A 25,014-nucleotide genomic window follows, 5' to 3' on the forward strand; every position below is an offset into this window, starting at 1 on the left:
TCTGAAAATCTTCGTTTCCTTCCGAACACTCCTAACAGTCCTAGAACATCACTTTTTCATCTCAAACTTTGGCAAAGTTTTAAACTTTGCCAAAGTTGAATAAACTAATAATATTGACTCCTTTCCTCATTCTCTAATTTCCTCATTTGCTAATTTTCCCCGCCCGTCGTGCTACGACCTCACACTTTCTTCCTTTTTCTTTTGAAAAGTGTTAAAATTAATAATAATACACTTTCTTTTATTTTCTCCTTATCTATTGTAATTCATATGATTATCTCCTCTATTTAGCGAAGTATATAAAATTATTTAAAAATATTAGCTATAATTATTTGGTAGATATAATAAATAGTGCTACTTTTACGCCGTAAATTTCATTTAATAGCCAAACTTATGAAAGAAAAGTATTTAACATTTGTTATGTTTGTGTTAGGTTGCTTTTTAACAACTCTTATGGCACAAACCATCTCAGTAAAAGGTAAAGTTACTGACGATAAAAAAACGCCTTTACCCGGAGTTTCCGTAGTGGTTAAAGGCTCTACGCACGGTACATCTACTGATTTTGACGGTAATTACCAAATCCAAGCCAAAGCGGGCGATGTGCTCGAGTTTAGCTTTGTAGGATTTACTACCCAGACTAAAAAAGTTGTAGGGGTGGCAATTCTTATACAGTTAATGTACAGCTAAAAGAAGATACCCAGCAACTCAGCGAAGTAGTAGTGGTGGGGTTTGCTACTCAAAAGAAAGAAAACCTTACAGGTGCAGTAACCTCAGTAGATTCCAAAGCATTAGAGAATCGCCCCGTAAACAACGTAACCCAAGCCCTACAAGGAAACGTTTCGGGGTTGAACTTCTCTGTAGGAAATGGAGGTGGACAGTTGGATAGTAACCTTTCATTCAACATTCGCGGAACAGGTACTATTGGTTCAGGTTCTAGTGGTAGCCCTTTAGTACTTATAGATGGAATGGAAGGTGATATGAATACTTTAAATCCTAATGATATAGAAAGTATTTCGGTGTTGAAAGATGCAGCTTCAGCTTCTATTTATGGGTCGCGTGCGGCTTTTGGGGTGATTTTAGTAACTACTAAATCAGGTAAAGATGGTAGAATGACAATGAATTACAATACCAATTACCGTCTTGCCTCACCAGTAGGTATTCCTAATATGTTGGATTCAGAAAGTTTTGCTTATTACTTCAACGAGGCTCAAAAGAATAACGGAGGAGCTCCTGTATTTGAAGATCGTATTGTGCAGAATATCAAGGCATATAAAGCAGGATTGCTAAAAGATGCTACCGATTGGAACCCAACCAAAGATGGAAACGGTGCTTGGAATGACTACAAGCAAAGTTGGGCTAATGTAGATTGGTTTAAAGAGTTTTATAGAACTTCTGCTCCTTCACAAGAGCATAATTTCACAGCTCGTGGAGGTACTGAAAAGATAAAATATTATGTGTCATTAGGTTGGCTTGATGCTGAGGGATTATCTCGCTATAATACCGATAAAATGTCGCGTTATTCAGCACATGGGAAAATATCAGCACAAATACTTCCTTATTTAAAGTTGGATTACAATTCCCGTTTTAGTCGTATGGATTTCTCCCGTTCTTCTTATTTAGGAGGATTATTTTTCCACAACATAGCCAGACGTTGGCCTACCTTACCACTTAAAGACCCTAATGGTCATTATATGAATGGTAATGAGATAGCACAGCTTAATGAAGGTCGTGATAAAACACAAAGTGATGAACTTACCCAACAATTAGCATTGGTATTCAATCCTATAAAAGGATGGGTGACCAATGTAGAGCTCAACTATCGCACTTCAACTTCTTTTAACAATTGGTACTACTTGCCTATCTACAAATATGGCTTACACGGAGAGCCTATTGCTATCTCGCGTGATGGTTCAGCACCTGCTGGTCATTCAAAAATAAGTGAATGGGCAGCCCGTTACAACTTCTTCAATACTAATATATATTCATCTTATACTAAAGAGATTAAGAAACATACAGTTACTGCATTAGCAGGTTTTCAATCAGAGCTATTCAAATCACGTCAATTTTCTGCTTCTCGCGATGAGATATACAGCAAGAACTCTCTTTCACTCAACACTACAGGAGGAAAGAATGATGATGTAAGTGGAGATTATCAACACTGGGCAACCGCAGGTTTCTTTGGCAGGATCAACTACAACTACGACAGTAAGTATTTATTGGAAGTAAACGTTCGTTATGACGGTACCTCTCGCTTTTTGCGCGACCAACGTTGGAACTTGTTTACTTCAGCTTCTGTTGGTTGGAATATTGCCAAAGAAAGCTTTTGGGAACACCTTGGCAAATTTGGTGAAGCGGTAAGTGAATTTAAGCTAAGAGGTTCTTATGGAGAATTGGGTAACCAAAATACCGATAGTTGGTATCCTTTCTATCAAACAATGAATATAGGGGCTAACAATGGTAATTGGCTACTCAATGGAGATAAGACCAATACAGCCTACGCTCCAGGCTTAATAGCCTCTACTCTTACCTGGGAAAAAGTAGCTTCTTGGAACGCTGGTTTTGACCTAACAGCTTTAAAAAACCGTTTTAAGTTTACTTTTGAATTGTTTAGCCGTAAAACCTATAATATGGTAGGTCCTGCACCAGAACTTCCTCCTGTATTGGGTACTGCCCCTGCTCGTATTAACAATACCGATATGGTCTCAAACGGATTTGAAATTATAACCAGCTGGAATGACAAAATAGGCGAGAATTTCTCGTACAACATTAAAGCTAATCTTACCGACAGCCGTCAAAAAATTACAAAATACCCTAACAAGAATAATTCCTTAGGAACTTATTACGAAGGACAATATTTAGGTGAGATATGGGGATATCAAACACGAGGTATTGCTAAAAGCGATGCAGAGATGACAGAATGGTTAAAAACACACGACCAAAGTGCTTTGGGGAACAACTGGGCAGCAGGTGATATAATGTACGAAGACCTCAATGGTGATGGTAAAATCAACGGAGGTTCTAATACTGTGAATGACCCAGGTGACAGAAAAATTATAGGAAACACTACTCCTCGCTATAATTTTGGACTACTTGTTGATTTGAAATACAAAAATGTATATTTCAGTATGTTTTGGCAAGGTACAGGTAAGCGTGATTTAATCTTCAACGACTCTCCTTATTTTAGAGGAGCTAACCAAAACGTATGGCAATCAGCAGGTTTTAAAGAACATTTAGATTACTTCCGTCCCGAAGGTACTGATAGTCCTTTTGGTCCTAATGTAGATGCGTATTATCCACGTCCTACTATGGACGGTGGAGGAAAGAACTTTGTGGGTCAAACCCGTTGGGTACAAAATGCAGCCTATGTACGTTTGAAAAATATACAATTAGGTTACGACTTCCCTTCTGATATTATGAAAACTATTGGTATAGACAATTTGCGAATTTATATCTCAGCCGATAACGTATTTACCTTTACCAAACTCTCTAAGATATTCGACCCAGAAGCCAATGGAGGTTCTTGGGGACAAGGTAAGCTATACCCTCTTTCAAGAGTGATTTCAACAGGATTAAGTTTAACCTTCTAAAAGACTAATACGATGAAAAAGATATACAAAAATATAATCATAGCTACCTTTTCGGTAGGGCTTATAGGATGTAATAAGTTTTTGGATAGAGAGCCATTATCAAACATCACTCCTCAACAGTATTTCAATACCGAATCGGATATGGCGGCATATACCATTAGTTATTATAATTTTCCTACTCACGGAGGATATAGTATAGGACGTTTCAAAGCAGATAATGGTACTGATAACCAAGCTGATAGAAACCCTAATGCTGCATGGCTAAAAGGGCAATGGCACGTACCTACTGGAACTGATGGGTATGATTTTGGGAATATCAGAGCTATCAACTATTTTATAGCAGAAGTAACCCCAAAAATAGAGGAAAGAAAAATAGTAGGAAATCCTGCTAATATCAAACATTATTTGGGAGAAGCTTACTTTTTAAGAGCTTATGAATATTTTAATCGTTTAGAATATTACGGAGATTTTCCTATTGTAAAAACAGTACTTCCCGATAATGAAGACGAGCTAATAGAAGCTTCCAAACGTCGCCCTCGCAATGAGGTAGCCCGCTTTATCTTAGAAGATTTAGACAAAGCTATCAGTTTATTAAAATCAAGTCCTGTGGAAGGTAAAAACCGTATCAGCAAAGAAGTTGCTCAGCTTTTCCGCTCGCGTGTAGCTCTTTTTGAAGGTACTTGGCTCAAATATCACAAAGGTACAGCCCACGTGCCAGGAGGTGCTGGTTGGCCAGGAGCTAATATGCCTTACTTATCAGGATTTTCTATTAACATAGACACTGAAATTAATTACTTTTTGACAGAAGCAATGACTTCTGCCAAAGCTGTGGCCGATGCTTTCCCATTAGTAACCAATAACCACAATACTACTGGTGCTGATGTATTTAGTAATCCTTATTTCAAAATGTATGGAGACAATAGTCTATCAGGCTATTCAGAAGTGTTGTTTTGGAGACAGTACAGTGCTGAAAAAAGTGTAGGACATTATACCAATGGTTTCTTGACTGGTGGTGGTAACAGTGGGTATACACGTGGTTTTGTAGATGCTTTCTTGATGAAAAACGGTTTGCCTATTTACGCCAATGGTTCTGGCTACCAAGGTGATACCGATCTTACTACTGTAAAAGTAAACAGAGATGAGCGCTTGCAACTCTTTATGCGTGTACCAGGTGATTATTTGGCTGTTACTCAGCAAGTGAATAACTATCCTGACATTATCAACTCAATAGTTGAAAGAAAATCGGTAACAGGATATGACGTAAAAAAAGGATTGAATGGCGATGCTAAGTACCTTACCGATGCAGTGCTTACTGAGACAGGTTGTATAGTATTCCGTGCCGCTGAGGCTTACCTTAACTATATTGAAGCTTGCTATGTGAAAAACAATAGCCTTGATAATGATGCTAGCCGTTATTGGAAAGCTTTACGCGCTCGTGCTGGAGTGAGTGAGGATTATAGTGCTACTATAGCCGCTACCGACCTTACCAAAGAAAACGACTGGGCGGTCTATTCAGCAGGACAAAAGGTAGATGCTACTTTGTATAATATTCGTCGTGAACGCCGTTGTGAGTTCATAGCTGAGGGAATGCGCAATAACGACCTTCGTCGTTGGCGCGCTATGGATCAGCTCCGCAATTATCAAATAGAAGGAATGAATCTTTGGACAAGTATGTATGATAAGGATACTTATAAGAATACTGATGGTACTTCTAAATTAATAGCTTTACCTGCTGCTAGCCCTAATATATCGGCAAAAACATTGAGCGTGTACATTCGTCCTTATCAAATTATACAACAAAACAACTTGTATTACAACGGTATCACTTGGACGAAAGCACACTACCTATCACCCATAGGCTTTGAAAACTTCTTACGCACTTCCAAAGGAGGAAATGTAGCTACCAGTGTTATCTACCAAAACCCAGGTTGGCCAGTACAAGCCGATGGTATTCCTACTGAATAACATATAGAATAACATCTTTCATAACATAATTTTTATTGCTTAAATAGGAAAAGCTACCTTTGAGGGGTAGCTTTTCCTATTTTATAGTTATTTGCTATAAACTTTTTCATTGTCATTGTCACGTCCTAAAAAGGTTGTCATAATTAATTATTGTTTTATTAGTAATATTTTTCTCATTAAGCTACCTTTTGAAAGTACACCTGATCAGGAGTTTTTAAGTTCAATGCATAGTGAGGACGTTTTTGATTATATGTCTTTATAGCCGAACATACCGCACTAAGAGCTTGTTGTTCAGTATTAAAAGTAACTCCTAAATTAAACTCTTGCTTGAGAATCCCATTGATACGCTCCGCGTGAGCATTTTCATAATAGTGATTCTCCTGAGTCATACTAATTTGAATGTGCTCTTTTTGCAATAACAATATATACTCTTTGCAACAATATTGAACTCCTCTATCCGAATGATGTATTAAAGACTCTGACTTTTTCTTCCCTTTTAAAGCCTTCTTCAAAGCCTCTAAACACCCTTCAATAGATAGACTATTACTTAACCAATATCCCACTATCCTTCTTGAATATAAATCAGTTATAAGCGATAAATACCTAAAACCTTCTAAGGTGCGAATATAAGTTATATCACTTACTCATACTTGATTTTTAGCACTCACTTCTACATCTTTAACAAGATTTGTCCACTTTCTAAAAGAATGATTAGAATAGGTCGTACGGGCATAACTCCTCTTCCTTTGAATAAGTAAATCATTATTATTCAATATCATAAAAAACTTATCTCTCCCTATTTTTGCTACTTGATGTATCTTATCTGATAACATATAATAAAGCTTCTTTCCTCCTATCTTGGGCAGTTCTCGACGTATTTCCTGTACCATCTCAATAATTATACTCTCTCTGAGCGCTACCTCCTTAAACGATTTAACTGCTTTATAATGAGCTTGTCTGCTAATATCAAAACACTTGCAAAGAGCGCTTATCTTTTCTGTTTTGGAAAGTACTTCAATAACTCTTGTTCTAACTTTTTTTTTATTTCATCGCCCATTCCTGTTTCCTGACCAAGAATTTGAAAATAAGTCTTATAAACTTTATTCTCTAAAGTCGTTTCAGCAAAAGCCTCTTTAAGGGCTTTTAACTCCTTTTTAAGAGCTTGAAGCTCCCTGATTTCATCGATTGTTTCCACGCGTACTATTTTATTTAATAAGTGATTTTTACCATACTTTTTGAGCCATTTTTGAATCGTTGTACTTCCTCCAATGCCGTACTTGCGTCGGCAGTTTTCAATACTCAATCCGTTTCTCTCAATCTCTTCTACGATACTCAACTTAAAGCAATCACTGTACCGAACTGTTTCTTTCCTCCCTTTTGTCATATCTTTTTATGGTTTTTAGTGTAAACCTATTTCAGGATATGACACACTTTTCTCATTTCCTCATTCTCTAATTTTCTGCTCGTGCGGCTCGCACCTCATTTCCTAATTTTCTTGAGAGCTTCGGCTACTTCGTTATATGTTACGGTTTTATCTTTAAAATAAGAAGAAAGTACGCGCTTCTCCTCTTCGGTAGCCCCTAATTGATTAAAAATGTTGTTCAAGTGCATTTTCATATGCCCCTTCTGGATTCCCAGACTAATCAGCGAGCTTACAGCCGAAAAGTTCTGTGCTAACCCTACACAAGCCACTATTTGCATTAGCTCGCGAGCGTTAGGCTTTTCAAGGATTTCAAGAGCCGTTTTTACCAAAGGGTGCAATGTAGTAAGTCCGCCCACGGTGCCCAAAGCCAAAGGGAGTTCAAGGGCAAAGAAGAAAGTATCGCCCTCTATCCACGCAGCCGATAAGCTCTTGTACTGCCCGCTACGAGCAGCATAAGCGTGTGCACCAGCTTCTATGGCACGAAAATCATTACCCGTAGCCAAAACTACCGAGTCAATACCGTTCATTATACCTTTGTTGTGAGTGGTAGCACGGTACACATCAGCATTGGCAATAGCGAGAGCTTGCACAAATTTCTTTGCAGCTTCAGCACCTTTTAAGTGGGCAATCTCCAACTCCTCAATAGGGCATTGCACTTTTGCGCGTACCAAACAGTTAGGCACATAGTTCGAGAGTATCGACATTACGATTTCATACTTATCACCGATAGAGGCGTCCTGTTCCGCTTCTTCTCTAAACGTCTGTGCAAAGGATTCTAAGCACGAATTGATGAAGTTCGCACCCATAGCGTCTAAGGTTTCAAAAGTAGCCGAAAGCTGATAATAGTGTGCCAAAGCATCAGTCTTGTCCACTAAGGTAAGAGAAGTAATACCGCCCCCGCGTTTTTCCATATTGGCAGTAATGGGTTGTGCTTTAGCGAGCATCAAGGGTTGTATGTGGTTGAAGAAGTTTTCTAAATTAGTTTTTTCACCGTAGAAGAAGAAATGTACGTGCCCTGTTTTTTCGGTAGAAAGCACTTCGGTATGAAAACCACCACGACTTTGCCAGAATTTAGCTGCCCTGCTAGCAGCTGCCACCACCGAACTCTCTTCAATAGCCATAGGTACAGTATAAGTGCGCCCATTGATGAGGAAGTTAGGTGCTACCGCAAAGGGCAGATAATAGTTAGAGACTGTATTTTCAATAAACTCGTCGTGCAGTTTCTGAAGGTCAGTATCAGCATTGTGGTACTTTTCAAAAAAAGATGCAGCATTCTCTATATTAGGGAAATAAGTATCGCAAAGCCAGGCAATCTTTTGGGCTTTGGTAAGTTTAGAAAAACCGTCTATCTGTTTCATCAGTTGTTAAGTATTAGTGTTCAGCTTTTAGTTTGGGAGGCAAAGGTAATAATAATTAATATATTCGCAAGTTTGTTCATTTACAAAATATTTTGTATCTTTGTACTTTAAATAACAAAAATCAATATAGAATGAAAAGAACAAAACTATTTTTAGCTGTAATGTTATTCAGCAGTATAGCGATGTTACAGGCACAGGTAAAGCCAGGTTTAGAAGTGAAAATAGGAGGCAATATAGCAGGACTTTATTACGCCGATTCTTCTAATAGTGATAGAACTTTTACCCCAGGTTTTCATACAGGGGCGTTGTTCAGTTTGAACTTCCCTACTGGACTCGCTCTTGAAACAGGTTTAATGCTCAACACCAAAGGGCAAGCCTATGAGTATAAATATAAAGAAGGTAAAGAAAAACAAATCAGTGAGTTGCATTACACTTATGGTTACTTAGAGATGCCTTTTTATGTAGGCTATAAACTTAAACTCAGGAATGTAAAACTCGTTTGGAAAGCAGGTCCTTATGTAGCAGCTGCTTTGTGGGGCAATAGTCGTGAAGAATGGGCTTACTACAAGAAAGATAAGTTAAAGGATTATAAAGTAACCAATCGCCATTCCCTCAGCATAGGTAATCGTTCTTCTGATGATTTACGCCCTTTTGATGCAGGATTAAACTTAGCCACAGGCGTAGAAATTAAACGATTTACAGCAGGCATTCAGTACGGTATTGGTTTCAGCGATGTGCTCCCTAACCGTTCTGAAAGTACCTCAAACCAAGTGTTTAGCCTTTCAGTAGGATACAGAATATTTTAAATAGGAAAGTATATAGTATAAAATAAAAAACAAAAGCCTCAGCATTACGCTGAGGCTTTTGCAATTCCTAATCCTTAAAAATATGAAAAATTTCCTCTATGAAGAAGATCTCGTGGTACCTCCAGGAATCGAACCAGGGACACAAGGATTTTCAGTCCTTTGCTCTACCAACTGAGCTAAGGTACCTTCTTTCATTACGGGTGCAAAAGTAATACTATTTTCGAAACTTGCAAAATATTGAGCAAATATTTTGCAAGTTTTTTATTCTCTATTTTATAATTTACTAATATTCAGGTTTGTCTTTTGGATATTTTGCCATAAACGACTCTACTTTTTTCACCATATTTTCCGAACCACAGAAGAAAGGCACCCGCTGATGTAGCTTTGTAGGCTTGATGTCCATTATACGTCCATAACCATCTGAAGCTTTACCTCCTGCTTGCTCAGTAAGAAAAGCCATAGGATTGCACTCATAAAGCAGGCGTAATTTACCTCTTGGCGTACGTGTACCTTGCGGGTAAATATAAATCCCACCTTTGAGCATATTGCGGTGAAAATCGGAGACCAAAGAACCTATATATCGAGAGGTATAAGGACGGTCGTCCTCTAATGCTTGGCAATATTTGATATAGTCTTTTACTCCTTGTGGAAAATGCACATAATTTCCCTCATTAATCGAATAAATATTACCATCTTTGGGATACCTCATATCAGGGTGAGAAAGGTAATAAGTACCGATAGAAGGGTCGAGTGTAAAACCGTTTACTCCGTGTCCTGTAGTGTAGACTAACATAGTAGAAAGCCCATAGACCACATATCCTGCTGCCACTTGCTTCTTGCCTTCTTGCAAGAAATCTTCCAATTGCACAGGTGTACCTATGGGAGTTATACGTTTGTAGATAGAGAAGATTGTGCCCACCGTTACATTTACGTCGGCGTTGCTCGAACCGTCCAGTGGGTCGATGAGTACCACATATTTGCTATTAGGACTGTTTTCAGAAGCCGTAATCGGTATAAAGAATTCGTTTTCTTCGGAAGCTATGCCACATACTACATCGCGCTGTGTAAGCGCACGGATAAAGAGATCATTAGCAAAGACGTCTAATTTCTTCTGTACTTCTCCTTGGATATTCTCCTTGCCCATATCGCCTAAAATATCCTCAACAAGCCCCGCTTTATTTATTTCACGGTTTACTAACTTAGAGGCTAATTTAATAGCACTCAACAAACGTGAGAGCTCACCTGTTGAATGCTGGAAGTCCTTCTGATTTTGAATGATGAACTCCCCTAAGGTAAGATGTGTTTTCATTTTGTTGATATTTAATGTATGATTATTGGCTAATCTAAGGAGCACTTTTCCTAATTTGCTAATTGACAAATTTACTAATCTGCCAATTTATTTAGGTAGAGTTGTATTACATTTTCTAAACCTAAATAGAGTGCTTCACAAATAAGTGCGTGCCCTATGGATACTTCCGATAAATTAGGAATATTATCTTTGAAGTACTTCACATTGTCGAGACTCAAATCGTGTCCTGCATTGAGTCCTAATCCTACTTTTTGTGCTTCTAAGGCTGCTTTTATATAAGGGGCTATCTCGGTTTTATCACCGCGAGCGTACTCACGCGCATACCTCTCAGTATAAAGCTCCACACGGTCAGCTCCTGTGGTAGCGGCAGCCGTTACCATTGCTTCCACTGGGTCTACAAAAAGAGAGGTGCGAATGCCGTTGCGCTTAAACTCAGTTACTACTTCAGTTAAAAAACTTTTGTGTTTAACGGTATCCCAACCCGCATTAGAGGTAATAGCATCTTCGGCATCAGGAACAAGAGTTACTTGGGTAGGTTTTACTTGTAACACTAAATCGATGAACTTAGGGATAGGGTTGCCCTCAATATTGTACTCGGTGGTTACTACTTTTAGCAAATCGAAGGCATCTTGGTAGCGGATATGACGTTCATCGGGGCGAGGGTGAATAGTGATACCTTCGGCACCAAACTGTTGTACATCTTTGGCTACTTGTAACAAATCGGGGATATTGCCTCCACGTGCATTGCGCAAGGTGGCAATCTTATTGATGTTTACACTTAGTTTTGTCATTGTTTTTTTGTATTATAAACTGTCTTGAGGTTGAGTCTCTTCCTCTTCTACTTCTTTACGAAGAATAGAATCTTTTTTTGTAGGAGTTGTCCTGTAAGCCTTAGGGTTGTATTTAGGGTCGGAGATGTTAAAGCTGGTAGTATCTTTGTCTTGTTGAGGTTTGATATTACCTACAAGTACCTTTTTCAGTGAAGCGAGATACTCATCATTACTTTGTATTTTACCTTCTAAGGAATCTACCCTAAAGAGCAAGTTTAAAGTCTCGCGTTTGTTTTCTACGGCAGTATACCCTAAGATATACTGACGCAAAGGTGAATAGATAATCAGCACGGTGGTGAGCGTAATGAGCACAAAGGCAAACAAGGAACCAAACACAAAGATATTAAGACGACTCAAGCGAAAGGAGGTTTTCTCCTCATAAGTACTGTCGTCCATTACTACCAAGCGGTATTTACTGAGCCACTTGCGTTTCCAATATTCTTTTCTCGATTCTTTATTCGTTGCCATTATACTGATTAGTTATTCCACACTGATTACCTTTTCTATTTGAGGTACAAACTCTTTGATAGTCATTTCCACTCCGCTTTTAAGTGTGAGTTGGTTTACTGAACAGTTAGTGCAAGTACCTTCTAATCGTACTTTTACGATTTTGCCATCTTCGATATCCACTAAAGAAATATCTCCCCCATCGTTTTGCAAATAGGGACGTATCTTATCTAAAGCTTTTATTACTTCTTGTTTAAGTTCTTCTGGGTTCATTGATATTGTTGTTTATTAGTTATAAGAAGTTAGTAATTAATTTAAATCTAATTCGTCAGGATCATTCCTATTGTCCCAAAAAACAATAAAGCGAATTTCTTTCTTATCTTCTATGATTTTGTAATAGATGGAGAAATTATGAAGCACTATCACCCTTCTTAATTCTTCTGTTGTATTTTCAATATCATATACTTTCTGTCCTATTCTTGGAGTTTGTTTAAGTAGATTAGCAATCTTTTCTACTTCCGTTTCTATTTTATCACTATAAGACCTTGAGAAGGTCTTTTTCATCCAAAACAATAGAGCATCTAAGTATTGTATTTGTGCTTTGGGCGTCCATACAATTCTCAATTCATCATCTTTTGCTCCCATTGGTCTATAACTCTTTTGGCTTCTTTCATAACATCATCGTGGGGTATAAAAACACCCTTCTTTTCATCTTCTAAACCTTCTTTTATAGCTTTTAGAGCTTCTTTTGATATGTTAGAAAGAGGTAAAACATCTCTTTCTTTAGGTTCTACAATAGGTGTATCCATAATTATTACTTATTAATTGTTACTTGCTACTGCACCCTGCCATATTAGTAATTTTGATAGCCTCAGAGGGTGGGAGGTTTTCGTTGCGAGTGACTACATTCTTCACCACTTCTTGCGCTAAGGAGTGGAAGGCTTTTGCTTGCGGACTGCCTTCTTGTAACGCTATGGGCTGCCCTGTATCGCCTGCTTCACGAACGGCTTGTACTAAGGGTATTTCGCCTAAGAAAGGCACTTTTAGTTCTCCTGCCAAGTGTTTAGCTCCTTCTTTACCAAAGATATAATACTTGTTGTTTGGCAATTCCTCAGGGGTAAAGTAAGCCATATTTTCTACGATACCCAACACAGGCACATTGATATTTTCTTGTCCGAACATTGCTACCGCACGACGAGCATCGGCAAGGGCGACGGGCTGTGGAGTGCTCACTACTACTGCCCCTGTGATAGGTAAGGCTTGCATAATGCTCAGGTGAATGTCGCCTGTACCTGGGGGGAGGTCGATGAGTAGAAAATCTAATTCGCCCCAATAAGCCTCGAAAATGAGTTGGTTAAGAGCTTTGGCTGCCATAGGACCTCTCCATATTACTGCTTGATTGGCATTGGTAAAGAACCCAATTGAGAGTATTTTTACCCCGTAGTTTTCGATGGGCTGAATAAACGATTTATCCTCAATGGTTACTGAACGCGGACGCTCGGTGGCTACATCGAACATCATAGGGATAGAGGGACCATATACATCGGCATCGAGCACACCTACTTTGAAGCCCATTTTGGCAAGTGCTACTGCTAAGTTGGCTGTAACAGTACTCTTTCCTACGCCTCCTTTGCCTGAGGCAACGGCTATGATATTCTGAATACCTGGAATAGGTTTCCCTTTAATTTCAGTAACTTCGGGGGCGATTACTTTTACATTTACCACTACTTTGGCTTTCTCGTTTACTTCGCCGTGAATGGCTTTCATCACCTCTACTTCGGTGCGTTTTTTGGCTTGCAGACTGGGGTTGTTTATCACTACATCTACTACCACTTCATCACCGAAAACTACTATATTTTGTACAGCACCGCTATCTACCATATTTTTTCCTTCACCAGGAGTGGTAATCTTGCGGAGCGCTTCTAATACGTCTTTTTTTTGAATAATCATCTTTTTAGTTATGAGTTAAGAGTTAATGAAAGGTTAATGGTTAAAAGTTTTGCAAAGGTAGAACTTTAAAATGAGAAAAGCAAATTTAAAAAATTGTTTGTAGGACGAAGAAGCGAAATTAAAGATAAGAGCAAGTATAGCTTGGGCTAAGTGTATGATAAGTAATAAGTAAAAAGGGGAAGACCTAAAATAGTAGTCTTCCCCTTTCTTAGAATGAGAGTATTAATTTTCTATTTTTTAGTTTTTTTCTCTAAGAGGGATATATATTTGCCATAACCTTCTTTTTCCATATCGTCTTTGGGTATAAAGCGCAATGAGGCACTGTTGATACAATAGCGCAAGCCTCCTTTATCCTTAGGGCCATCGTTAAAAACGTGGCCGAGATGTGCGTCGCCTAACTTACTGCGCACTTCGGTACGAGTCATATTATGAGATTTATCGGTTTTTTCTTCTATGAGTTTTTTATCAATAGGTTTAGAGAAACTTGGCCAGCCACAGCCTGATTCGAACTTATCGGTAGAGATAAAGAGGGGTTCGCCGGTGGTAATATCCACATAAATACCTTCGCGAAACTCGTTGTAATAGGCATTGGCAAATGGGCGCTCGGTAGCGCTTTCTTGGGTAACGGCGTATTGCTCGGGGGTGAGTTGCTTACGAAGGTCGGCTTGGGAAGGCTTTTTAAAGCCTTTCTGTTTAGCTGGATTGGCTTTGCGGGCTATTTCAAACAAGGCTGGTGAAATATGACAATAGCCTTGCGGATTCTTATCTAAATATGCCTGATGATATTCTTCGGCTTTATAAAAGTTCTTTAAAGGGAGCACTTCTACTACTATGGGTTTACTGTATTGAGTGGCAAGTGCGGCAATAGCTTTATTGATAAGCGGTTTTTCGGTTTCGTTTACGTAATAGATGCCTGTGCGGTATTGCGTGCCACGGTCGTTGCCTTGTTTGTTGAGGGAAGTGGGGTCAATGATTTTGAAATAAAGGTCGAGCAGTTGGTTGAGGTCGATGAGTTGAGGGTTGTAGGTTACTTTTACGGTTTCGGCAAAACCTGTATTGCCTGTACTTACTTGTTCGTAACTGGGAGCTTTGGAGAGTTTACCATTGGCATAGCCTACTTCGGTGGCGAGTACTCCGCGAATTTGTTTAAAGAAGTGTTCGGTGCCCCAGAAGCAACCTCCTGCAAAATAGATGTCAGTAGATTTTGATTTGTTTGTTTTTTTCATTTCTGCTTGTTGATGAGTTGAATTTTCGTCGTTAGTGATAAGTGAGGGTGTTCTTTGGCTATTGCCGTTAGCACACCCTGTTGTGAAAGCTATTGCCATAAGGCAGAAAAAATAGGTTTTCATTCTTAATGATTTTTTTATTGATGAGTTCTTGTTGATGATTTATTTTACCGCAATAGAGCTTCAAAAATAATGCCAGACTAATTAGTAAATTAGCAAATGAGGAAATGAGGTGTAGGCTATAAGAAACGCGTTAGCGGAAGGATTGTTAGTTAATATAACCCTCTTCTTTATTCGTCCCTCGTCATTCGCCCCTCGCCCTTCGTCATTTCTTCCTTTTTCCGTCACTACATTCTCCCTTTTGAACGGAAGTCTGCGAGAGCGGAGTATGTGTAAAGGGGAATGTTTTCCCCCTAGTGCCTATGGTCTAAGGCCTAGCACCTCTTCCTCTTTCTTTCGCCTCGAAACCCCGATTTTAACATTTTTAGCACTGTCGTATTATAGTATGAATCAATTATTTATATACCCTTCCTATACCAATCGTCCAAGATTCGTATAAGCTTCCTATAAGCTCTCTATAAGCTAACCCCACCCTCCTTACACTCTTTTTTCATCAAAAGACTCTTCAGTCTTCTTCTGAAAATCTTCGTTTTCTTCCGAATCCCTCAACACTTCCCCATTTGCTAATTTTTTCTCGCCTGCCGTGCTACGGCTGCCTGTGTGGCTCGCACCTTTGGCAAAGTTAATCTCCTCTGGTGCAAGCTTGTAACTCGCGCCCCATTTGCTAATTTCCTCATTCTCTCATTTCCTCATTTGCTAATTTTTCCCCCAAAACCCCAACCAACCTCCTCCCATTTCATAAGGCGTAGCCTTGATTTTGTTTAAATTTTGTTTAATTTCTGAGGCACAGCCTCATTCCTCCAACTCAAGCACACACACCATTTTCTCATTTTCTAATCCTCTAATTTCCTCATTTTCTTTAAATTATTTTAAACTCAAAATTCTGTTCTCATATTTCTTGCACAATTCAAAAAAAGAAAGTACATTTGTAGCCGTTAATAACCCATAAAATTTCACATTATGCCCTATTTATTTTACATTTTATTCTTTTTTGCATTAGTATTTTTGCTATCTACTTTCTTCACCGTGCGCCAACAAACTGCCGTGTCAGTAGAACGTTTCGGTAAATTCGAAAGCATTCGTCATTCGGGTTTACAAATGAAAATACCTATCATCGATAAAGTAGCCGCTCGCATCAGTCTCAAAATCCAACAGCTCGATGTCATTGTCGAAACTAAAACTTTGGACGATGTATTCGTCAAAATCAAAGTATCAGTACAGTTCGTGGTGATCAAAGAAAAAGTATACGATGCCATTTACAAGCTCGAATACCCACACGACCAGATTACCAGCTATGTATTCGACGTAGTCCGCGCCGAAGTCCCTAAGATGAAACTCGACGATGTATTCGTTAAGAAAGACGATATCGCCATCGCCGTAAAACGCGAAGTACAAGAATCAATGGAAACTTACGGTTACGACATCATCAAAACCTTAGTAACCGATATCGACCCCGATGCCCAAGTAAAAGCCGCAATGAACCGTATCAATGCCGCCGAACGCGAAAAAGTAGCTGCTCAATACGAAGGTGATGCACAACGCATCCTTATCGTCGAAAAAGCAAAAGCAGAAGCCGAAAGCAAACGTTTGCAAGGTCAAGGTATCGCCGACCAGCGTCGTGAAATTGCTCGCGGATTGGTAGAGAGTGTAGACGTATTGCATAAAGTAGGTATCAGCTCGCAAGAAGCTTCAGCGCTTATTGTGGTTACTCAACACTACGACACCTTGCAAGCCGTAGGTCAGCAAACCAATAGTAATCTTATCCTACTTCCTAACTCACCCGAAGCAGGTAGTGAGATGCTCAACAATATGATTACCTCCTTCACAGCTTCAGCTCAAGTAACCGAAACCTTGAAGAAAAAGAAAAACGACTAACTCACTGTTAAATAATATAGATTTTAAAAGCTATTCATTTTTTTTGAATAGCTTTTTTTGTGGTTATTGCTAAAATTACTAATTTTGCACTCTGTAATAACTTTTTGCGGTATACATATTGGTATACACTTTGCCAAAGTAACGCTTGATTGAAGATTGGAAAAAAACAACTATGAAAATATCATATAACTGGTTAAAACAATATTTGAAGTTAGAAATGCCTGCTGAAGATACAGCGGTCATTCTTACTGATTTAGGCTTAGAAGTAGAAGGGATTGAACACTTCGAAAGCGTAAAAGGGGGACTCAAAGGGGTAGTGGTAGGTCACGTACTCGAATGCGAAAAACACCCTAACGCCGATAAACTTAAAATCACCAAAGTAGACGTAGGAGGCGAAGCTCCTTTGCAAATCGTTTGTGGAGCTCCTAACGTAGCACAAGGGCAGAAAGTACTTGTAGCTACTATTGGTACAGTACTCTACGACAAAGAAGGTAAGCCTTTCGAAATTAAGAAAGGTAAAATTCGTGGCGAAGAGAGTTACGGTATGATTTGTGCTGAAGACGAACTCGGCTTAGGCGAAAGTCACGATGGCATTATGGTACTCGACAGTAAATGGGAAGTAGGTACCCCTGCCAGTAAGGTGTTTGAGGTAGAAACCGACGAGGTATTCGAAATAGGACTGACTCCTAACCGCGCCGATGCAATGAGCCACTACGGTGTAGCACGCGACTTACGTGCAGGCTTGATGCAAAAAGGTATTTCATTAGAGCTCATCACCCCTTCTATTACAAAATTCCACGTCGATAACCGTTCACTTAAAATGGATATAGAGGTACAGAACAAAAAACTCGTACCTCGTTATACCGGCGTTACCATTAGCAATGTACGCGTAGACGAATCGCCTGAATGGTTACAAAACAAACTCAAAGCCATAGGCATTACTCCTAAGAACAACGTAGTAGATGCTACAAACTACGTACTGCACGGAATGGGACAACCTATTCACGCTTTTGATGCCGACCATATTATTGGTCGCAAGGTGATTGTAAAGAATGCCGACGAAGGTACGAAGTTTAAAACCCTCGACGGAGTAGAACGCACCCTCAACGCTGAAGACATTATGATTTGTGATGCCGAAAAACCTCTCTGTATAGCAGGGGTATTAGGCGGTGAAAACTCAGGTATCACTCATTTTACTCGCAATGTATTTTTAGAAAGTGCTTATTTCGATGCTGTATCGGTACGCAAAACAGCCAAACGTCACGGCATCAATACCGATGCTTCTTATCGCTTTGAGCGCGGTATTAATATAGAAGATTGTAAATACGCCCTAATGTATGCCGCAGTACTGATTGAAAATATTGCAGGAGGGGTTATATCATCCGATGTGATAGATTTTTATCCTAAAAAGCAAGAAGATTTTCAGGTGTTTCTTACTTTTGAGAAAATAGATAAACTTATTGGTCAGAAGATTTCACGCGATACAATTAAGGCTATCTTACACTCTTTAGATATCAAAGTAAATTCATTTACCGAACGTGGGTTAGGTTTGTCAGTCCCTTCGTACCGCGTAGATGTACAGCGTGAAGCCGATGTAATAGAGGAAATCCTTCGTATCTATGGCTACAACAATGTCATTTTCCCTGAAAAACTAAATGCTACAATGGCGCATTCTAACAAATACGACGACCACAACATACAAAATGTGGTAGCCGACCAGTTGGTAGCGAAAGGCTTCTTTGAGATAATGACCAACAGTCTTGTGTCAGAAAAAGAGATTACTACTTATGCCGGAAATCCAGAGCAAGCAGTAAAGCTCCTCAATCCTTTGAGTAGCGATTTGGGCTATATGCGTAAGAATCTAGTGTTTTCAGTTTTAGAAGTGATTGCTTATAATAACAACCGCAAACGCTCCGACTTGAAGTTGTTCGAGTTTGGCAAGAACTATCACTATATCGATGGTAATTATACTGAAAGCAAGCATTTGGTGTTGTATCTCACAGGTAATACCCGGCCTGAGTATTGGGGCGCTCCCGCTCAAAAAACCTCTTTCTTTGAACTTAAAGGAGTGGTAGAATCTCTCTTCGAACGTCTCGGCTTGAAGGAAATCACTATTTTACCTTTAGAAGCTAACGACACGATAAATAGTGAAGGGTTCCGTTGGCAAATAGGGGAGACCCTTTTAGGAACGATAGGAGTAGTAAAAAGCAAAGTGATTAAAGATTTCGATATCAAACAAGAGGTGCTTGTAGCTGATTTGCATTGGGAAGTGATTTTAGAGCAAGTGCAAGACCATAAAGTGATATATAAGGAAATCTCTAAATACCCCGAAGTACGTCGTGATTTAGCCCTTTTGCTCGATGAGAAAGTAACCTTCGCCGACCTTTACGAAAAGGCATACGCTACCGAGAAAAACCTATTAAAACACGTAAATCTTTTTGATGTGTACCAAGGCGATAAACTACCCGAAGGCAAGAAGAGCTATGCCCTCAGTTTTGTACTTCAGGACAACAATAAAACTCTTACCGATAAACAAATCGACAAAACGATGCAACACCTCCAAGACGCTTTTGAAAAGCAATTAGGGGCTACATTAAGAGAGTAAAAAAAGAAATTAGAAAAAAAAATAAGACGACGTTTTTACGTCGTCTTATTTTTTTATGCTCCTTAATGGTTTAGTCCTCAAATTAAGACTATTGTTATAGAACAAAAATAGAATTATTTTGTGATATTTGTAACAAATCACAACTTTTTCATAACTACTTATGTTACACTAATTTCTAAAACTAAATCTCATTAAAATATTGGTAATCAACGATAATATAGTGTCCATACCTCTTGTTTCTTACCTCCTATCTCTTATCTCTTATCTCTCATTTCTCACCTCTTATCTATCAGAGACTTTTGCAGTTTTAAAAAATAGTTGTACTTTTGCACCCGCTTTGGATAATTAAGTCCAGACCTCTAAGTCCTATGGACTGAAACAAGTAAACAAATAAACAAATATATAGTATTGTAAATTATGCCAACAATTTCACAATTAGTACGAAAAGGAAGAACCAGAATTACCAAGAAGAGTAAATCGGTTGCTTTGGATTCGTGCCCACAACGCCGAGGTGTATGTACACGTGTGTACACCACAACGCCTAAAAAGCCGAACTCAGCTATGCGTAAAGTAGCTCGTGTTCGCTTGACTAATGGCAATGAGGTGAACGCTTACATACCTGGTGAAGGTCACAACCTCCAAGAGCACTCGATAGTATTGGTACGAGGCGGAAGGGTAAAAGATTTACCAGGTGTTAGATACCACATTGTTCGTGGTGCTCTCGATACGGCTGGTGTAGCAGGTAGAACGCAACGCCGTTCTAAATACGGTGCGAAACGCCCTAAACCAGGACAAGCAGCTCCCGCCGACAAAAAGAAAAAGTAATTTAACACACAAAATCTTTTAACTGAAAAGAAATGAGAAAAAGACAGGCTAAAAAACGCCCCCTTTTACCAGATCCTAAGTTTAACGACCAATTGGTTACGCGTTTCGTGAATAACCTTATGTGGGACGGTAAAAAATCAGTGGCTTTTAAAGTATTCTACGACGCAATTGATATCGTAGAACAAAAGAAGAATAACGACGAAAAGTCGGCATTAGATGTTTGGAAAGACGCTCTTAGCAATGTGATGCCTCACGTTGAGGTGCGTTCACGTCGTGTGGGTGGTGCTACCTTCCAAATTCCTATGCAAATCCGCCCAGACCGCAAAGTGTCTATGGCGATGAAATGGCTCATCGGTTTCGCTCGTAAACGCAATGAGAAATCAATGGCTCAGAAATTGGCTGCCGAAATTATCGCTGCCTCTAAAGAAGAAGGTGCTGCTGTGAAGAAAAAAATGGATACGCACCGTATGGCTGAAGCTAACAAAGCATTCTCACACTTTAGATTTTAATTAACACGATGAGTAGAGATTTAAAATATACAAGAAACATAGGTATTGCCGCACATATCGATGCCGGTAAAACCACTACTACCGAGCGTATCCTTTTCTATACCGGTAAAACGCATAAAATTGGTGAAGTACACGATGGTGCTTCTACTATGGACTGGATGGAACAAGAGGCTGAACGCGGTATTACTATTACTTCAGCGGCTACTACCTGTAAATGGAACTTCCCTACCGAAAATGGTAAACCTACCGCCGATGCTAAAGAGTATCACTTCAACATTATCGATACCCCAGGCCACGTCGATTTTACCGTTGAGGTAAACCGTTCCTTACGTGTACTTGACGGCTTAGTATTCCTTTTCTCTGCCGTTGATGGGGTAGAACCTCAATCGGAAACCAACTGGCGTTTGGCTGATAACTACAAAGTACCTCGTATTGGGTTTGTAAACAAAATGGACCGTCAAGGAGCTAATTTCCTCAACGTTTGCAACCAGGTGAGAGATATGCTCAAATCTAACGCGGTTCCTATCGTATTGCCTATCGGTGACGAAGCAGATTTCAAAGGTGTTGTAGATTTGATTAAAAACCGCGCCATTGTATGGCACGAAGAAAATTCAGGTTCTACTTTCGACGTAGTAGAAATTCCTGCCGATATGAAAGAAGATGTAGCCAAATATCGCGCTCAATTGATTGAAGAGGTAGCAGGCTATGACGAAGGATTACTTGAGAAATTTATGGAAGATGAAAGTTCAATTACTGAAGAGGAAATCCATAAGGCATTGCGTGCAGCAGTAATGGATATGGCTATCATTCCTATGGTATGCGGTTCATCATTCAAAAACAAAGGAGTACAATTTATGCTTGATGCGGTATGTCGTTATTTGCCATCACCGCTTGATAAAGAAGCTATTGAGGGTACTAATCCTGAAACAGGTGAGCCTGCACTCCGCAAGCCAGCCGTTGACGCTCCTTTTGCAGCCTTGGCATTCAAGATTGCTACTGACCCTTACGTAGGACGTTTAGCATTCTTCCGCGCTTATTCTGGTCACCTCGATGCAGGTTCTTATGTGTTGAACACTCGTTCAAATAACAAAGAGCGTATCTCTCGTATCTACCAGATGCACGCTAATAAACAAAATCCTATCGAATACATCGAAGCAGGTGATATAGGGGCTGCAGTAGGTTTTAAAGATATCAAAACGGGTGATACCCTTTGCGATGAGAAATATCCTATCGTGCTCGAAAGTATGGTATTCCCTGATCCAGTAATCGGTATCGCTGTAGAGCCTAAAACAAAAGCCGACGTTGATAAGTTAGGTATGGCTTTAGCTAAACTCGCTGAAGAAGACCCAACCTTCCAAGTAAAAACTGACCAAGCCTCTGGGCAAACTATCATTTCTGGTATGGGTGAGTTACACTTGGATATCATTGTAGACCGTCTCAAACGCGAGTTCAAAGTAGAAGTAAACCAAGGACAACCTCAAGTAGAGTATAAAGAGGCTATCACTGCTAAAGCTGACCACCGCGAAGTTTACAAAAAACAAACAGGTGGACGTGGTAAATTTGCCGACATCGTATTCCGTATGGAACCAGCTGAAGAAGGCAAAGTAGGTCTTGAGTTTGTAAACGAAATTAAAGGTGGTAACATTCCTAAAGAGTATATCCCATCAGTTGAAAAAGGTTTCAAAGAAGCAATGAAAAATGGACCTTTGGCAGGCTTCGAAATGGACGCGATGAAGATTGTTCTTATCGATGGTTCATTCCACCCTGTCGATTCAGACTCATTGTCATTCGAGTTGGCAGCCAAATTGGGGTACAAAGAAGCTGCTCGTGCTGCAAAAGCTGTATTGATGGAGCCTATTATGAAATTGGAAGTTATTACTCCAGAGGAAAATATGGGTGATATCGTAGGAGACTTGAACCGCCGTCGTGGTCAAGTAAACAATATGGACGACCGTAACGGTGCTAAAGTAATTAAAGCATTTGTTCCACTATCTGAAATGTTCGGTTATGTAACAGCGCTTCGCACTCTTTCATCAGGTCGTGCTACTTCTACAATGGAGTTCTCTCATTATGCTGAAACTCCTTCAAACATTGCAGACGAAGTAATTAAAAATGCCAGAGGCAACTAATTTATTGAAAAAATGGGTAATCAACAAAAAATAAGAATAAAGTTAAAATCTTACGACCATAACTTGGTAGATAAATCTGCTGAGAAAATCGTAAAAACAGTAAAAGCAACAGGTGCAGTAGTTACAGGTCCTATTCCATTACCTACACACAAGAAAATCTTTACTGTGTTGCGCTCACCTCACGTAAATAAAAAAGCACGTGAACAGTTCCAATTGAGCTCTCATAAACGTCTTTTAGATATCTATAGCTCTTCATCAAAAACTATTGATGCTTTGATGAAATTGGAATTGCCAAGTGGTGTAGAAGTAGAAATCAAAGTTTGATAACTTTACTAAAATGTCCCGAAACTGTGGGTTAGGGAAAAACGGATAAAAATGATTCAGGGTTAAAAAGTCTCGGGCATTTTTTGACCCTGAAACATTATAATAATTGTCAATAATCAATTGTTAATTGTCAATTAAAAAGAACTAATAACTAATTTAATATTTAATTTTATGTCTGGGTTAATCGGAAAAAAAGTAGGAATGACCAGCATTTTTGATGAGAACGGTAAAAATATACCTTGTACCATCATCGAAGCAGGTCCTTGCGTAGTTACCCAAGTCAGAACCAAAGAGGTTGATGGCTATGATGCTCTTCAACTTGGTTTCGATGACAAAGCAGAAAAACGTGCTACCAAAGCAGAGCTTGGTCACTTCAAAAAAGCAGGTACTTCTGTAAAGAAAAGAGTTGTTGAATTCCAAGGTTTTGAAGACAATTACAAATTAGGTGATACTATCACCGTCGATTTCTTCACCGAAGGAGAGTTTGTGGATATCACAGGCGTTTCTAAAGGTAAAGGTTTCCAAGGGGTAGTGCGTCGCCACGGTTTTGGCGGAGTAGGTCAAACTACTCACGGTCAGCATAACCGCCTCAGAGCACCAGGTTCAGTAGGCGCTTCGTCTTATCCTTCACGCGTATTCAAAGGTATGCGTATGGCTGGACGTATGGGAGCTGAAAAGGTAACAGTACAAAACTTGAAAGTATTGAAAGTGGTTGCTGAGAAAAATCTTTTAGTTGTAAAAGGTTGTATTCCAGGTCACAAAAATGCTTACGTAACTATTCACAAATAATGGAAGTAGCAGTATTAAACATAAAAGGAAAAGAAACAGGTAGAAAGGTAACCCTTTCTGATGCTGTGTTCGGTATCGAGCCTAACAATCACGTAGTATACTTAGATGTTAAACGCTATTTAGCTAACAAACGTCAAGGTACTCACAAGGCTAAAGAAAGAAACGAAGTGGCTGGAAGTACTCGCAAAATTAAAAAACAAAAAGGTACTGGTACAGCTCGTGCAGGTAGCGTAAAATCTCCTGTATTTGTGGGTGGTGGACGCATATTCGGTCCTCGTCCTAAAGACTATACACAAAAACTTACTAAAAACGTAAAACGCTTGGCTCGCCGTTCTGCCCTCAGCGCTAAACTACAAAACCAAGCCCTCGTTGTAGTTGAAGATTTAAATTTCGACGCTCCAAAAACTAAAGATTTCACCGCAGTTGTAAAATCTTTGGGCTTAGAAAATAAAAAATCACTTTTTGTGTTACCAAATACAAATAATAATGTATATTTGTCCTCTCGTAACGTACCTACTTCAAGTGTAGTAACTGCTTCAGAGTTAAACACTTATCAATTAGTGAATGCTTCAAACGTAGTACTTACTGAGAGCTCAGTAGCAGTTTTAGAGTCAATTTTAACAAAATAAGAAGGAAATGAGCGTATTAATTAAACCTGTAAATACAGAAAAAGCAAACGACAATAGCGAGTTGAGAAACTGCTATACGTTCGTAGTAGCTAAGGACGCTAACAAGATTCAAATCAAAAATGAAGTTGAAGCTACTTATGGCGTTAAAGTGAAATCCGTGCGTACTCTTAACTACGGACCTAAACGATCTACTCGTTATACAAAAACAGGCTTGCAAATCGCTAAAACTAACGCTGTTAAAAAAGCAGTTGTGCAAGTAGAAGATGGAACTATAGATTTTTATAGTAATATATAAGTATTTAACAAATAGA

Annotated in this window: 22 protein-coding genes, 1 tRNA gene and 2 pseudogenes; 12 read left to right on the forward strand and 13 right to left on the reverse strand. The window is 39.2% G+C overall.

The annotated features are described in order from the left end of the window. The first annotated feature begins 390 nt into the window (after positions 1-390). Positions 391-3,584 (forward strand): annotated as a pseudogene (locus AM608_RS09535) (SusC/RagA family TonB-linked outer membrane protein). 12 nt (positions 3,585-3,596) lie between these two features. Continuing rightward, positions 3,597-5,549: a RagB/SusD family nutrient uptake outer membrane protein gene (locus AM608_RS09540; RefSeq protein WP_053581597.1), complete on the forward strand. Its 1,953-nt coding sequence runs from the start codon at positions 3,597-3,599 to the stop codon at positions 5,547-5,549. Positions 5,550-5,725: 176 nt separating this feature from the next. Here the strand turns inward: AM608_RS09540 and AM608_RS12625 are convergent, their stop codons facing one another. From AM608_RS12625 to AM608_RS09560, 4 genes and pseudogenes are all read right to left on the reverse strand, one after another. Further along, complete coding sequence (locus AM608_RS12625) at positions 5,726-5,938, reverse strand: integrase core domain-containing protein (protein WP_253273472.1); 213 nt, start codon at positions 5,936-5,938, stop codon at positions 5,726-5,728. Between the two features lie 51 nt (positions 5,939-5,989). Beyond that, a pseudogene (locus AM608_RS12795) lies at positions 5,990-6,184 on the reverse strand (DDE-type integrase/transposase/recombinase); the annotation flags it as partial. Positions 6,185-6,537: 353 nt separating this feature from the next. Beyond that, the gene (locus tag AM608_RS09555; RefSeq protein ID WP_053581598.1) at positions 6,538-6,933 is read right to left on the reverse strand and encodes a transposase; all 396 of its coding nucleotides are present in this window, start codon (positions 6,931-6,933) and stop codon (positions 6,538-6,540) included. Between the two features lie 95 nt (positions 6,934-7,028). Beyond that, positions 7,029-8,330, reverse strand: a complete 1,302-nt coding sequence (locus tag AM608_RS09560) for a hydroxymethylglutaryl-CoA reductase, degradative (protein ID WP_053581599.1) — start codon at positions 8,328-8,330, stop codon at positions 7,029-7,031. Positions 8,331-8,461: 131 nt separating this feature from the next. Here AM608_RS09560 and AM608_RS09565 point away from each other — a divergent pair, with 131 nt between their 5' ends. Beyond that, on the forward strand, positions 8,462-9,136 hold the full coding sequence (locus AM608_RS09565) for a porin family protein (protein ID WP_009750564.1): 675 nt from the start codon (positions 8,462-8,464) through the stop codon (positions 9,134-9,136). Positions 9,137-9,249: 113 nt separating this feature from the next. Here the strand turns inward: AM608_RS09565 and AM608_RS09570 are convergent. From AM608_RS09570 to msrB, 9 genes are all read right to left on the reverse strand, one after another. Beyond that, positions 9,250-9,322: transfer RNA gene (locus tag AM608_RS09570), tRNA-Phe, on the reverse strand. A 97-nt stretch (positions 9,323-9,419) separates the two neighbouring features. Further along, positions 9,420-10,445, reverse strand: a complete 1,026-nt coding sequence (gene fbp / locus AM608_RS09575; RefSeq protein WP_053581600.1) for a class 1 fructose-bisphosphatase — start codon at positions 10,443-10,445, stop codon at positions 9,420-9,422. 74 nt (positions 10,446-10,519) lie between these two features. Then, positions 10,520-11,236, reverse strand: coding sequence for a pyridoxine 5'-phosphate synthase (locus AM608_RS09580; protein WP_053581601.1), 717 nt, complete (start codon positions 11,234-11,236; stop codon positions 10,520-10,522). Positions 11,237-11,248: 12 nt separating this feature from the next. Next, a complete protein-coding gene (locus AM608_RS09585; protein ID WP_053581602.1) occupies positions 11,249-11,743 on the reverse strand; it encodes a hypothetical protein in 495 nt (164 codons plus the stop codon). A gap of 12 nt (positions 11,744-11,755) precedes the next feature. Beyond that, positions 11,756-11,995, reverse strand: a complete 240-nt coding sequence (locus AM608_RS09590; RefSeq protein ID WP_009421579.1) for a NifU family protein — start codon at positions 11,993-11,995, stop codon at positions 11,756-11,758. A gap of 36 nt (positions 11,996-12,031) precedes the next feature. Beyond that, on the reverse strand, positions 12,032-12,367 hold the full coding sequence (locus AM608_RS09595) for a type II toxin-antitoxin system RelE/ParE family toxin (RefSeq protein ID WP_053581603.1): 336 nt from the start codon (positions 12,365-12,367) through the stop codon (positions 12,032-12,034). Next, a complete protein-coding gene (locus AM608_RS09600) occupies positions 12,343-12,531 on the reverse strand; it encodes a hypothetical protein (protein WP_009419041.1) in 189 nt (62 codons plus the stop codon). Before AM608_RS09600 ends, AM608_RS09595 begins: the two co-directional genes overlap by 25 nt. Positions 12,532-12,550: 19 nt before the next feature. Then, positions 12,551-13,672, reverse strand: a complete 1,122-nt coding sequence (locus AM608_RS09605; protein WP_053581604.1) for an Mrp/NBP35 family ATP-binding protein — start codon at positions 13,670-13,672, stop codon at positions 12,551-12,553. A gap of 230 nt (positions 13,673-13,902) precedes the next feature. After that, a complete protein-coding gene (gene msrB / locus AM608_RS09610; protein WP_053581605.1) occupies positions 13,903-15,021 on the reverse strand; it encodes a peptide-methionine (R)-S-oxide reductase MsrB in 1,119 nt (372 codons plus the stop codon). Positions 15,022-15,978: 957 nt separating this feature from the next. On the opposite strand from msrB, the gene AM608_RS09615 reads away from it, so the two are divergent. The 9 genes from AM608_RS09615 to rplW all read left to right on the forward strand — a co-directional run bounded on the left by AM608_RS09615 (position 15,979) and on the right by rplW (position 24,998). Next, positions 15,979-16,893 carry an SPFH domain-containing protein gene (locus AM608_RS09615; protein ID WP_002675001.1) on the forward strand — a complete coding sequence of 305 codons (915 nt, stop codon included), beginning with the start codon at positions 15,979-15,981 and terminating at the stop codon, positions 16,891-16,893. A gap of 172 nt (positions 16,894-17,065) precedes the next feature. Then, on the forward strand, positions 17,066-19,498 hold the full coding sequence (gene pheT, locus AM608_RS09620; protein ID WP_053581862.1) for a phenylalanine--tRNA ligase subunit beta: 2,433 nt from the start codon (positions 17,066-17,068) through the stop codon (positions 19,496-19,498). Between the two features lie 417 nt (positions 19,499-19,915). Beyond that, a complete protein-coding gene (rpsL, locus tag AM608_RS09625) occupies positions 19,916-20,323 on the forward strand; it encodes a 30S ribosomal protein S12 (protein WP_002675007.1) in 408 nt (135 codons plus the stop codon). 32 nt (positions 20,324-20,355) lie between these two features. Beyond that, positions 20,356-20,832, forward strand: coding sequence for a 30S ribosomal protein S7 (gene rpsG, locus AM608_RS09630; protein WP_002675008.1), 477 nt, complete (start codon positions 20,356-20,358; stop codon positions 20,830-20,832). Positions 20,833-20,840: 8 nt separating this feature from the next. Further along, positions 20,841-22,961 (forward strand): elongation factor G, encoded by a 2,121-nt coding sequence (gene fusA, locus AM608_RS09635; RefSeq protein WP_053581606.1) that lies wholly within the window; start codon positions 20,841-20,843, stop codon positions 22,959-22,961. A gap of 12 nt (positions 22,962-22,973) precedes the next feature. Continuing rightward, positions 22,974-23,285, forward strand: a complete 312-nt coding sequence (gene rpsJ / locus AM608_RS09640; RefSeq protein WP_002675011.1) for a 30S ribosomal protein S10 — start codon at positions 22,974-22,976, stop codon at positions 23,283-23,285. Positions 23,286-23,456: 171 nt separating this feature from the next. Further along, complete coding sequence (gene rplC / locus AM608_RS09645) at positions 23,457-24,074, forward strand: 50S ribosomal protein L3 (RefSeq protein WP_053581607.1); 618 nt, start codon at positions 23,457-23,459, stop codon at positions 24,072-24,074. Beyond that, entirely contained in the window at positions 24,074-24,703 is a 630-nt protein-coding gene (gene rplD / locus AM608_RS09650; protein WP_002675013.1) for a 50S ribosomal protein L4, read from the forward strand. Before rplC ends, rplD begins: the two co-directional genes overlap by 1 nt. A 7-nt stretch (positions 24,704-24,710) precedes the next feature. Continuing rightward, entirely contained in the window at positions 24,711-24,998 is a 288-nt protein-coding gene (gene rplW, locus AM608_RS09655; RefSeq protein ID WP_002675014.1) for a 50S ribosomal protein L23, read from the forward strand. Positions 24,999-25,014 lie beyond the last annotated feature (16 nt).

Source organism: Capnocytophaga sp. oral taxon 323 (assembly GCF_001278825.1).
GTDB lineage: Bacteria > Bacteroidota > Bacteroidia > Flavobacteriales > Flavobacteriaceae > Capnocytophaga > Capnocytophaga ochracea.